The sequence below is a fragment of the Promicromonospora kroppenstedtii genome (genome assembly GCF_044389675.1).
Taxonomy (GTDB): domain Bacteria; phylum Actinomycetota; class Actinomycetes; order Actinomycetales; family Cellulomonadaceae; genus Promicromonospora; species Promicromonospora kroppenstedtii.
This window is the reverse complement of the sequence record NZ_JBIRYI010000001.1, coordinates 350,606-361,965: the sequence shown is the minus strand read 5'-3', so window position 1 is coordinate 361,965 and position 11,360 is coordinate 350,606. Positions and strand designations below refer to the sequence as shown.

General features: G+C 72.5%; 8 protein-coding genes. 1 reads left to right on the top strand and 7 read right to left on the bottom strand.

Annotation, left to right across the window (positions count from 1 at the left end):
• Positions 1–6 precede the first annotated feature (6 nt).
• Positions 7–1,227, bottom strand: coding sequence for an ROK family protein (locus tag ACH47X_RS01620; protein WP_397400774.1), 1,221 nt, complete (start codon positions 1,225–1,227; stop codon positions 7–9).
• An 84-nt stretch (positions 1,228–1,311) separates the two neighbouring features.
• On the opposite strand from ACH47X_RS01620, the gene ACH47X_RS01615 reads away from it, so the two are divergent.
• Positions 1,312–2,997 carry a glycoside hydrolase family 13 protein gene (locus tag ACH47X_RS01615; protein ID WP_397400772.1) on the top strand — a complete coding sequence of 562 codons (1,686 nt, stop codon included), beginning with the start codon at positions 1,312–1,314 and terminating at the stop codon, positions 2,995–2,997.
• Positions 2,998–3,106: 109 nt separating this feature from the next.
• On the opposite strand, the gene ACH47X_RS01610 is transcribed toward ACH47X_RS01615, so the two are convergent.
• From ACH47X_RS01610 to ACH47X_RS01585, 6 genes are all read right to left on the bottom strand, one after another.
• A complete protein-coding gene (locus ACH47X_RS01610) occupies positions 3,107–4,078 on the bottom strand; it encodes a glycoside hydrolase family 130 protein (RefSeq protein ID WP_397400770.1) in 972 nt (323 codons plus the stop codon).
• 22 nt (positions 4,079–4,100) lie between these two features.
• Positions 4,101–4,934, bottom strand: coding sequence for a carbohydrate ABC transporter permease (locus ACH47X_RS01605; protein ID WP_036969241.1), 834 nt, complete (start codon positions 4,932–4,934; stop codon positions 4,101–4,103).
• Between the two features lies 1 nt (position 4,935).
• Positions 4,936–5,844, bottom strand: coding sequence for a carbohydrate ABC transporter permease (locus ACH47X_RS01600; RefSeq protein ID WP_397400767.1), 909 nt, complete (start codon positions 5,842–5,844; stop codon positions 4,936–4,938).
• 4 nt (positions 5,845–5,848) lie between these two features.
• Positions 5,849–7,132, bottom strand: a complete 1,284-nt coding sequence (locus ACH47X_RS01595) for an extracellular solute-binding protein (RefSeq protein ID WP_397400765.1) — start codon at positions 7,130–7,132, stop codon at positions 5,849–5,851.
• The gene (locus ACH47X_RS01590; protein WP_397400763.1) at positions 7,129–8,166 is read right to left on the bottom strand and encodes a LacI family DNA-binding transcriptional regulator; all 1,038 of its coding nucleotides are present in this window, start codon (positions 8,164–8,166) and stop codon (positions 7,129–7,131) included. The genes ACH47X_RS01595 and ACH47X_RS01590 overlap by 4 nt, the downstream gene beginning before the upstream one ends.
• 228 nt (positions 8,167–8,394) lie before the next feature.
• Positions 8,395–11,247 (bottom strand): helix-turn-helix transcriptional regulator, encoded by a 2,853-nt coding sequence (locus ACH47X_RS01585; protein ID WP_397400761.1) that lies wholly within the window; start codon positions 11,245–11,247, stop codon positions 8,395–8,397.
• Positions 11,248–11,360: the final 113 nt, after the last annotated feature.

Genomic DNA, 11,360 nt, shown 5'->3' with positions numbered 1-11,360 from the left:
CCACCCCTACTCCCCCGCCCCACCCCACGGCACGAAGTCCAGCGCGCCCGTCCGCACCTGCTCCAGCGCCAGCGTCGACGCGCCCACGATCACCGCGTCCGCCCCGAACGACGACGCCACGAGCTCTGGCGCCGGCGGGTGCACCATCCCCTCCAGCACGACGGCGGTCCGCCGCAGCAGGTCCCCGACGACGGGCGCCACCCCGCCCGCCACGACGATCCGGTCCACGTCGAGCATGCCGTCGATGACCGCGCACACCCGGGCGAGACGGTCGGCCAGCCGGTCCACCACGGCGACGGCGCCGGTGTCGCCGTCGGCGGCCGCCGCGAACACCGCGGGCGCGTCGATCGCGTCCGCGGGGAGGGTGGCCAGCGCACTGTCGGCGGGCAGGTCGCCGGACTCCCGAGCCTCGCGGCCCCAGGTGCGGGCGAGATAGCCGATGCCGTGCGGGCTGCCGACGCCGACCACGTAGTCGAGCAGCCGCATCTCACCGGCACCCCCGTAGCTGCCGCGCACCAGGGCGCCGTCCACCACGATGCCGGCGCCGAACCGCTCCCCGGACAGCAGCGCCGCGAACGACCGGGCGTCGCGCCCGGCCCCGAGCGCGCGCTCGGCGTGCGCGGCGAGGTTGGCGTCGTTCTCGACGGTCGTGTGCCAGCCGCGCTCCCGGAAGTGCGCGGCGAAGCCCGGGTTCATGCGCGCCCAGAACTTGTTCTGCCCCGGCGGCGAGGCGCCGTCGACGTCGGTCTGTGCCGGCACGCCGACGGCGACCGCCAGCACCCGCGCCGGATCGACGCCGCCCGAGGCGAGCGCCTCCTCGATCGTCGTGTCGGTGAGGGCGAGCCGGTCGGCCGCGTTGTCGTGCTCCGGGTCGATCGGACGCTCCTGCCGCCCCACCTCGGCGCCGCGCAGGTCGCAGACCGTGGCAAGCACGCGGTGCTGGCCGGCGTCGACCCCGACCACGTATCCGGCATCGGCCCTCAGCCGGTAGAGACGGGCGGGCCGGCCCTTGCCGGCCGCCTCGGGCACGCGCTCGACCTCGCGCATCCAGCCGAGCTCGATCAGCTCGGCGCACCGGCTGATCACGGTGGAGCGCGTGAGCCCGATGGCCTCCATCGCCTCGGTGGCGGTGAAGACGTCGTGGTCCCAGGCGAACTCGAGCACGCCCACGGTGTTGATGCGTCTCAGGAGTCCGGACGACGACCCGCTCTGGGGTGCTCGACTCACGCTTGACCTTTCGTGCTCGACGTTGGAGGCTCTCACCAGGGCATTAAATCTAATGCTCGCATAAAATGGCCGGCAGCCCCCAGCATGCCCGACGAGCAAAGGATCCAGCACGTGACCAGCACCCTCAACGAGCAGCAGCTCCTCGTCGACGACCCCACCTGGTGGCGGCAGGCCACCGTCTACCAGATCTACCCGCGCAGCTTCGCCGACGCGAACGGCGACGGGATCGGCGACCTGCGCGGCATCATCTCGCGCGTGCCGTACCTGCAGAGGCTCGGCGTCGACGCCGTCTGGCTCAGCCCCTTCTACCCGTCGGCCCTGGCCGACGGCGGGTACGACGTCGCCGACTACCGCGACGTGGACCCACGCATCGGCACGCTGGACGAGTTCGACCAGATGGTCGAGGCGCTGCACGGCGCCGGCATCCGCGTGATCGTCGACATCGTGCCCAACCACTCCTCCGACCTGCACGTCTGGTTCCAGCAGGCACTCGCCGCGGCGCCCGGGAGCCCTGAGCGGCAGCGGTACATCTTCCGCGACGGCCTGGGCCCCGACGGCTCGCAGCCGCCGGCCGACTGGACCAGCATCTTCGGCGGGCCGTCCTGGACGCGTGTGCCCGACGGGCAGTGGTACCTGCACCTGTTCGCCAAGGAGCAGCCGGACTTCAACTGGGACAACCCCGAGGTCCGCGACGACTTCCACCAGACCCTGCGGTTCTGGTCGGACCGAGGCGTGGACGGGTTCCGCATCGACGTGGCGCACGGCCTGACCAAGGACCTCGCAAAGAACCTGCCGTCGCAGGCCGAGCTGGACGCCATCACCGAGCCCGGCGCGCACCCCCTGTGGGACCGCGACGAGGTGCACGAGATCTACGCGGGCTGGCGCAAGGTCTTCGACGAGTACACGCCCCCGCGCATCGCCGTGGCCGAGGCCTGGGTCGACACGCCTCGCCGGCCCCGCTACGCGAGCGCCGACGGCCTGGGGCAGGCGTTCAACTTCGACCTGCTGGAGGCCGACTTCGACGCGGCCCAGTTCACGAAGATCATCGCCGACAACCTGGCACTGTCCGCGGCGTCCGGCTCGTCGACGACGTGGGTGTTCTCCAACCACGACGTCGTACGGCACGCCACTCGCTACGCCCTGCCACCGCGTAACGGCAAGCCGGGCAAGCAGGGCCAGGCCTGGCTGCTGTCGGGCGGCACCGAGCCCGTGGCCGACGTCGAGCTCGGCCTGCGCCGGGCACGGGCCGCGACGCTGCTCATGCTGGGCCTGCCGGGCAGCGCGTACCTGTACCAGGGCGAGGAGCTGGGCCTGCCCGAGGTCGCCGACATCCCCGCGGAGCAGCACCAGGACCCGGCGTTCTTCCGCAATCCGGGTGTGGACCCGGGCCGCGACGGCTGCCGCGTGCCACTGCCGTGGACGCGCGGGGGCGAGTCCTTCGGCTTCGGCCCGGCCGGTGCCCACCTGCCGCAGCCCGCGGGCTACGGCGAGCTGTCGGCCGAGGCGCAGGACGGCGTCGCGGGCTCGACGCTGGAGCTGTACCGGTCGGCGCTCGCGCTGCGGCACGAGCTGCAGTCGGACGAGACGCTGGAGTGGGTGGAGGCGCCCGACGACGTCGTGCACTTCGTGCGGCCGGGCGGCTGGCACGTGGTGACGAACTTCGGTGCGGAGCCGACGGCGCTGCCCGCCGGCGAGGTGCTGGTCACGAGCGAGCCTCTGACCGACGGCCTGCTGCCGGGCGCGACGACGGCGTGGGTCCGCACGAGGTAACCCCGCGCGGCGCCACACGACCATGCGGTTGCTGCCAGGACGAGCACCGTCCTGGCAGCAACCGCATGGTCGTCCTCAGGACCCGGGCTGACCTCAGGACCCGGGCTGATCAGGACCCGAGCGTCGCGCCCCAGGGCCGCGCCGGGTCGTGCACCGCCACGGCCAGGGTCGTGTCCGACTGGCCGTAGTACGCGAGCCAGCGCCCCTGGAACTGCACCAGCCCCTCCACGAACGTAACGTTGGACACGAGGCCGTTGCGGTCCTCGAACGTCTGCGGCTTGAGCCACGGCTCCTGGAGCCGGGCGAGCACCTTGGTCGGGTTGTCGGGGTCGATCGCGATCTGGCCGCACCGGTAGTCGACTTCGACGCTGCCGTCGGGGTTGATGACGCGGGTCGCACCGTTCGTGAGCATGACGAGCAGCCCGTTCTCGGTCAGCACCGGCGACGTCCCGATCTCGACGAGGTCGGCGTCGAAGGACCCCGGCGTCGGCGAGTACATGGGCTCGGTGTCCGGCGTGCCGGGCGTCCAGTGGATCAGGTCGTCACTGGTGGCCCAGTAGATGGCGCCCTCGCCGAAGTACATCCACCACTTGCCCTGCATCCGCACCGGGACGATGGCGCCGGCCTTGGACCAGTTGAAGCCGCGCGGGTCGACGGTCGCGAACGTGTCGAACGACTCGAACATCGGCCCGTGCTTGGTCCAGTCGTGCAGGTCGGTCGACGTCGCCAGGCACAGCTGGGCGCTGTGCCGGTCCCAGCCGGTGTAGGTGAGGTAGAACGTGCCGTCGATGTACGCGATGCGCGGGTCCTCGCACCCGTAGCGCTCGTAGTCCTCGGACGGCGACAGGATGGGCTCGGCCTCGCGCTCGAAGTGGAGGCCGTCGCTGCTCCGGGCCAGCCCGATGTGGGACACGATGTCCTCGGCGTGCGCGCGGTAGAGGAGCACCACCTCTTCGTCGACCACCAGGGCGGCCGGGTTGTAGAGGTTGGCCGACTCCCAGGTGCCGCCGCGGGGGCGCAGGATCGGGTTGTGCTCGTAGGGGACGAACGGTCCGAGCGGGAACGTTGCGTGGGTGAACATGCTGGTGACGTCCATAGGTGGGTCAGCCCTTCACGGCGGAGCCGATGTTGGATGCGGTGAAGTACCGCTGGAACAGGCAGAAGAGGATGACGACGGGGAACGCGAGCGTGGTGGCGCCCGCGAGGATCGCGCCGTTCGGGTTGGCGGTGGACTGGGCCACGTTGGAGATGTAGTTCGCCAGCGACACCGCGAGCGGCTGGAGCGTGGCGTCCTTGGTGATGAGGAAGGGCCAGAGGAACTCGTTCCACGGCCCGATGAACGTGACCAGAACGACCGTGGTCAGAGCTGGCTTGACCAGCGGCACCGCGATCGAGAACACGATGCGCAGCTCGCTCGCGCCATCAATCCGCGCCGCCTCGAACATCTCCTGCGGCAGCGCCCGGAAGAACTGCGTGAAGATGAAGACGGCGGTCGTGTTGATCGCGAAGGGCAGGATCATCCCGAGGTACGTGTCGCCGAGACCGAAGCCCCGGGTGATCTGCACGTACAGCGGGATCATCAGCAGCTGGAACGGCACCATCTGGACCAGCAGCATGAGCACCCACGTGGCGCCCCGCCCGCGGAAGTCGAGCCGCGCCATCGCGTAGCCGGCCAGCAGGCCGAACGTCACCGTGCCCAGCAGCACGCCGGCGGTGAAGATCAGCGAGTTGCCGAGCGAGCCCAGCAGGTCGATGCGCGAGTCGATCGCCCCGAAGTTGCCGAGCGTCCAGCCGGACGTCGGCAGGAGCCGGTCCGGGGTGTTGGTCGGGCTCTCCTGGAAGGCGCCGACCACCATGAAATAGAAGGGAAAGGCGAACACCGCCGCCGCCAGCGTGAGCAGCAGGTAGCGCAGCCAGGTCCCGCGTTGTCGTCGCATGTCAGCGCTCCCTGTTGATGCGGTTGGCGGCCAGCGAGAGGACGCCGACGACGATGACCAGCAGCATGCCGATCGCCGCGGCGGTGTCCGGGTTCTGCTGCTGGATGCCGCGCTGGTAGATCAGCAGCACCGGCGTCACGGAGGCGCCGTCGGGGCCGCCGCCGTTGGTCAGCAGGTAGGGCTCGGTGAACAGGTTGGCGCCGGTGATGATCGCGAGCACGAGCACCAGCACCGTGGTGCCCCGCACGCCCGGCACCGTGACGTTGCGGAACCGCTGCCAGGCGTTCGCGCCGTCCGTCTCGGCCGACTCGTGCAGCTCCCGCGGCACGCTCTGCAGCGCCGCGAGATACAGCAGGATGTAGAAGCCGAGCTGCTTCCAGGTCACGAAGAGCGCGATGCTCGGCATCGCCAGCGACGAGTTGACCAGCCAGGACGGGTTCGGCGCGAGCGGCCCGAGGACCTCGTTGACGAGCCCACCCGACGAGAACAGCAGCATCCACACGCCCACCAGCGACACGCTCGCCGTCAGGTAGGGCACGTAGAACGCGATGCGGTACCCCGCCGCCCACCGGATGCCGCCGTCGAGAGCCGTGGCCAGCACGAGCGACAGCACCACGGTGAGCGGCACGTTGATGACCAGGAACACCCCGATGTTCCGGAACGACTCCAGCACCTGGGGGTCGGTGAGCACGGCGGCGAAGTTGTCGAACCCGACGAACGGCTTGGGCACGTCGACACCGGGCGCGGTGAAGAAGTAGTCGTGGAACGCGATCCAGACGGCGAACCCGAGCGGGTAGGCGAAGATCGTGACGACGAAGACGAGGTAGGGCAGCGCGAACAGCGAGCCGATCGGCTGCCGCCCCCACCATCTGCGCCGGGTGGTGCGCAGGTCACCTGTTGCCGTGCTCACCGGATCAGCCCTGGACCAGCCCGGTCACCGTCTCGGCGGCGCCGCTCAGGAACTCGTCCACGCTGGTCTTGCCGAAGATCACGGCCGACGAGTACGCGTCACGGAAGGCCTGCCACACCTCGACGGAGTTCGGGATGCTCGGCACGTCGCCCGTGCGCTCGGCCTGGTCGGCGAACACCTCGTACGACGGGTTCTCGGCGAAGTAGTCCGCGTACGTCGTGGCCAGGTCGGTGCGCAGCGGCATCTGCCCGGTCGCCTCCAGGAGCTTGCCGTCGCTCTCCTCGCTGGTCGAGAACTTGAGGAACTCCCAGGCGGTGGCCTGGTTCTCGCACGCGGTGAACATCGAGACGTTCTTCGAGTCGGCGAACGTCACCGGCTCCGCCTCGCCGTCCGACGTCGGCACCGGCATGAAGCCGACGTCGACGCTCTCGGCGTAGGACGCGATGGCCCACGGGCCCGCGAGCTGCATCGCGGTGGTGCCGGCCGACATCGCGTCGTCGGTCGACGCCTCCTGGGGCGCGAGGCCCTCGGCGTAGATCGTCGCCCAGAAGTCGGCGACGGCCTTGCCGTTCTCGTCGTCGAACGTCGCGGCCTGGTCCTCGACCAGGGGCGTGCCACCCGACTCCGCCAGGTACAGCGGGTAGAAGTCGAACCAGGGCTGGAAGAACTCGTTGGTCGGCGAGGGCCAGATGGCGCTCTCCGCGGCCCCGGACTCCACGATCTTGCGGCTGCCGGCCAGGAAGTCGTCGTAGGTGGCCATGTCCGGGTTCTCCGGGTCGAGGCCCGCCTTCTCGAAGACGGTCTTGTTGTACATGACCATCACGGGGTTCGACTTCCACGGCAGCTGGTAGTAGCCGTCGTCGGTCAGGTAGGTCTGCGCGCCGTCGCCGACGCGCTCCTCGACGTAGCTCGCGCCGTCCTCGAACTGGGACAGGTTCACGAGCCCGCCCTGGCGGACCCAGCCGGGCACCGCGGCGCTCGAGATGTTGTAGACCAGGCAGGGTGCCGTGCCCGCGGTGATCGCGGCGGTGATCGCCTCCTCGGACGACGACCCGGCCGGGATCTCCTGCGCGGTCACCTGCTCGTCGGGGTGCTCGGCGTTCCAGGCGTCGACGACGTCCTGGCCCCAGCCGACCTCCTGCTCGTTGTTGGACAGCCAGACGGTGACGGGGCCGGTGCCGGACGGGCTCTCGCCGCCGTCGCCTCCGTCGCCGCCTGACGAGCAGGCCGCGGTCAGGGCCACCGCGGTGAGCAGTGCGGCGGTGCCGGCAAGACGGGGGTGCTTCATGAGAACTCCTCCTCGAGTTCGGTGTGGGGTGCCTCGGGTGCGGCACCAGCGGTGCTGGCGCGCAGGCGAAGCTCGTTGCAGTCGACCGTGACGGACTCGGGCGGCTCGCCGGCGAGGTCGGCCAGCAGCCGCTCGGCGGCCACCCGGCCTCTCCGGAACGGGTCGGTGAAGACGCTGGTCAGGGCCGGGCTCAGGTGAGCCGAGAGGTGGTCGTCGTCGAAGCCGGCCACGGCGAGGTCGTCGGGGACCACCAGCCCCCGGCTCCGGGCGTAGGAAAAGCCGGCGATGGCCATCGTGTCGTTCGAGTAGAGGATCGCGGTGGGCCGGTCGGGCAGGTCGAGCAGCTCCGCGGTCAGCGCGCGGCCGCTCCCGGCGGTGAAGTCCCCCTCGCGCAGCAGCTCCTTGCTGCCGACGCTGCGGACGTACGCCCCCGCGCGGGCGTGCGAGTGCACGTAGTCGAGCGGGCCCGACACGTGGGCGATCCGGGTGTGCCCCTGCTCGCGCAGGCGGGCGACCAGGTCCCGGACGGGCGTGGCGTCGTCGGTGCGGACGCTGGAGAACGGGCTCTCGGCGTCGTACGCACCGAGCAGCACCGCGGGCAGCCGGATCTGCCGGAGGTACGCGACCCGCCAGTCGACACGGTGGAGGTCGAGGACGATCACGCCGTCCGCTCGCCCGCTCGCCATCGCCCGGTAGGCGCGCTCCTCCGCCGTCCGGCTGCTCGCGACCTGCAGCACCAGGGCGATCTCGTGCTCGGCGAGCACGGCCTCGACCCCCGAGATGAAGGCCGGGAAGAAGGCGTCGGACGCCAGGATCGTGGGGTCGCGGGACAGCACGACGCCCACCGCATCGGTACGCCGCGCGGCCAGCGCGCGCGCCCGGGAGCTCGGGACCCAGTCCAGCCGCTGCGCGGCGGCGAAGACGCGGGCCTTGGTGGTCGCGGAGATCGGCCGTTTGCCGCTGTACGCATGGGACACGGTCGCCTTGGTGACACCCGCGGCGCGGGCGACGTCGTCGATCGTCGGCCTGTCCATCGCACTCCTCCGTGGTCGGGGCCGACAACGTAAAACCGGTTTGACGATCGGGTCAACCGGTTTGATGATCCGGTCGCGAAGGCCCACGTAGGCGGGCTCGGGCCCCGCCAGGCCTGGCACGGCGGCCACGAGGATGACCATGCACCTGCTGCCAGGACGACGCCCGGTCTGGCAGCAACGACATGGTCGGTAAGGAGGTGGCGGCCCGGCCGACAAGACCGCCCCGGCTCAGCCCGCGACCGGGGCCCGGTCCTCCTCGGCGGCGTCGAGCAGGCGGACGGCGAGGTCGGCCCGCGACGTGCAGTCCAGCTTCCGCAGGGCATTGCGGACATGGCTCTCGACCGTCCGCGGCGAGAGGAACAGGTCGGCGGCGATCTGCCGGTTGGTCCGCCCCCGCGCGGCCAGCAGCGCGACCTCGCGCTCGCGGCCGGACAGCCCCAGCCCGTTGGAGCGCCGTCCGCCGCGCCACGGATACGGGACCGGGAGCCCGAGCCGGCGCAGCGTGCGCGTCACGCGGGCGACGTCGTTGCTCGCGGCCCGCGCGCCGTAGCCGCGCAGGGCATCCTCCAGGAGCGCGGCGCCCTCGGCGTCGCCGTCCTCGGCCAGCCACTCCCCCAGGCGCTCCACCGCCCGGGACTCCTCCTGACGCAGCCCGGCCTCGACCACGACCGCGCGTGCCTCCCGCAGCAGCCCGACGGCGCCCGCGTGGTCGCCGTCGGCGCGCGCCACCACCGCCCGGCACGTCAGCAGGGCGGCCCGGGCCGACGGCGCGTCGACGGCGCCGAGCCCGGCGGCGAGCTCCTCGACGTGCACCCGGGCCTGCGCCGTGCGGCCCTGGGCGACGAGCGCGTCGACCAGGCACAGCATCGGCTCGGCAGCCCACACCCAGTTGCCCTTGACCCGCGCGGCGGCCACGGCGAGATCGGCCTGGTGGGCGCTGCCCTCGACGTCGTCGAGCGTGAGGAGCAGGCGGGCCAGCGCGCTGCGACCGGCGAGCAGCGGCCAGACGGCGCCCACGCGGACGGCGTCCTCGACCAGGTCGGTGAAGTGCGCGGCGGCCTCGGAGGCTCCCCCGGACGCGGCGAGCATCACACCGTGCAGCAGTCGGTCGTCCAGCGAGGCGGCGTCGAACCCGGGGCGCCGGACCACGAGCTCGTGCGCGCGGCCGGCCAGGTCGCCCCAGCGGCCCGCTGCGCAGTCGACGGCGGCGGCCACCAGCTCGATCACGTCGTTGACCCGCAGGTACTCGGCCGCCGCCACCACACGCCGGCCCTCCGCGAGCAGCCGCTCGGCGCGGCGCACGTGCCCCACGTGCAGCGCGGCCTGGGCCCAGTTCACGCAGGCTCGGGCGTGCTCGCGGGGGTGGGCGGGCAGCGCGGCGTCGCCGAGCAGCGCCTCGACGAGCGGCCAGCCCTCCGGGTCGCCCTGCTCGATCAGCAGGGAGGCGCGCGCGATCCGCACGGCCAGCCCGACCTCGACGGCGCCGCTGCGGCGGGCGGCGTCCTGGGCCTCCTCGCCACGCCGGGCGTGCACGGCCATGGGTCGGTCGGTCACGGTCTCGGGGGCGGCGAGGATCGCCAGCGCCCGGGCGAGCAGGTCAGGGTTGTCGGCCAGGTCCGGCAGCGCCCGCTCGATCTCGCGGTAGCCGGCGTCGGCCAGGCCCTGCTGCCGGAACAGGCGACCCAGGGCGAACCGGAGCTCACCGCGCACGTCGCCGGGCAGCAGCTCGCCGGCCAGGAGCTGCTGCAGCAGCGGCACGGCCTCCTCGTGGGCGAGCCCGTCGACGGCCGCCCGGCCGAGCTTCACGGCCAGGCGCAGCCGCTGCTCGGTCGGCAGCCCGACCTCCATGGCCTGCACCAGGAGGCGCGCCGCGTGGGCGTCGTCGCCGTGCGAGACGGCCAGGTCGGCGGCGTCCTCCGCGTACCGCACGAACCGGGTCACGTCCCCCGCACGGTGGTAGTGATGCGCGAGCCGCGCGACCGGGCGCGGGCCGTCGCGGTCCTCGATGGCGCGGGCCACGGTGCGGTGCAGCAGCCGGCGGGTGGGCGTGGGCAGCGCGTCGTAGACGATCTGCTCGGCCAGCACGTGCCGGAACCGCACCTGCCCGTCCTGCTCGTGCAGCAGCCCCGCGGTGATCGCGTCGACCAGGGCCTCCACGACCTTGGCGGGCGGCAGGCCGGTGACCTCCGCGATGAGGTCGACGTCGACGGGGTGGTCCAGCACGGAGGCGACGCCCAGCACCTCACGGGTGCCCTCGGCGACGCCGTCCAGGCGGCCGAGCACCACGTCGCGCAGGGCAGTGGGCACCGCGAGGTCGGTCAGCACGTCGTCCTGCTGCGCGGCGTCGTCGGGCAGCGGGGTCTCGTGCAGGGCGCCGAGCACCTCCTCGGCGACGAACGGGATGCCGCCCGTGCGCTCGTGGAGCGTGGCGGCGAACCCGGCGGAGACCTCGGTGCCGAGGATGCGCCCGGCCAGCTCCCCGACGCCGGCCGGGTCGAGCGGGCTGAGCGTGAGCGCCAGCGGCGGCCCGGACGCGGCGCGCGCGAAGGACTCACGGACCGGCAGCGGGCTGCCTCCGCTGCGCAGGGTCAGCACGATGCACAGCCCCGCGGGCTGGTGCGCGGCCAGGAAGGTGAGGAAGTCGAAGGTGCTGCTCTCGGCCCAGTGCACGTCCTCCAGCACGAGCACCGCGGGGCCCATGCGGTCGAGCAGCTCGGCGGTGGCCCGGAACACCCGGTGGCGCGCGGCGCGCTGGTCGGCGAGCTCCGGGGGCGGCGGCGGGAGCCGGTCGCCCAGCTCGGGCACGAGCGGCGCGAGCGCGCCCACGATCGGGTTGTAGTCGCCGGGTCGCACGAGGTCGGCATGGTGGGACAGGACGTCGAGCACCGGCGCGAGCGGCAGGGGCTCCTGCAGCTGCTCGCAGTGGCCGATCAGCACGGGCATCCCCGCGAGCGCCGGGTCGGTGGCGAGCTCGCGCACGAGGCGGCTCTTGCCGACGCCCGCCTCGCCGTCGATGACGACCAGGGACGGCGTGTCCCGGACCTTGTGGACCAGGGACTCCAGCTCGCTCGTGCGGCCCACCAGGACGGGTGAAACTCGGGGTCGAGCCGGTGGCGCAGTCGCGTGGTCGAGACTCAACGGCTGCTCCCTCCGTGTGGTACCCGGGGACCGTGGTGCCCGTCGTGAGGCAAAAG

Coding starts and splice junctions, on each gene's coding strand:
- ACH47X_RS01615 (WP_397400772.1), top strand. CDS start 1,312: ATGCCCGACGAGCAAAGGATCCAGCACGTGACCAGCACCCTCAACGAG.
- ACH47X_RS01610 (WP_397400770.1), bottom strand. CDS start 4,078: ATGTTCACCCACGCAACGTTCCCGCTCGGACCGTTCGTCCCCTACGAG.
- ACH47X_RS01605 (WP_036969241.1), bottom strand. CDS start 4,934: ATGCGACGACAACGCGGGACCTGGCTGCGCTACCTGCTGCTCACGCTG.
- ACH47X_RS01595 (WP_397400765.1), bottom strand. CDS start 7,132: ATGAAGCACCCCCGTCTTGCCGGCACCGCCGCACTGCTCACCGCGGTG.
- ACH47X_RS01590 (WP_397400763.1), bottom strand. CDS start 8,166: ATGGACAGGCCGACGATCGACGACGTCGCCCGCGCCGCGGGTGTCACC.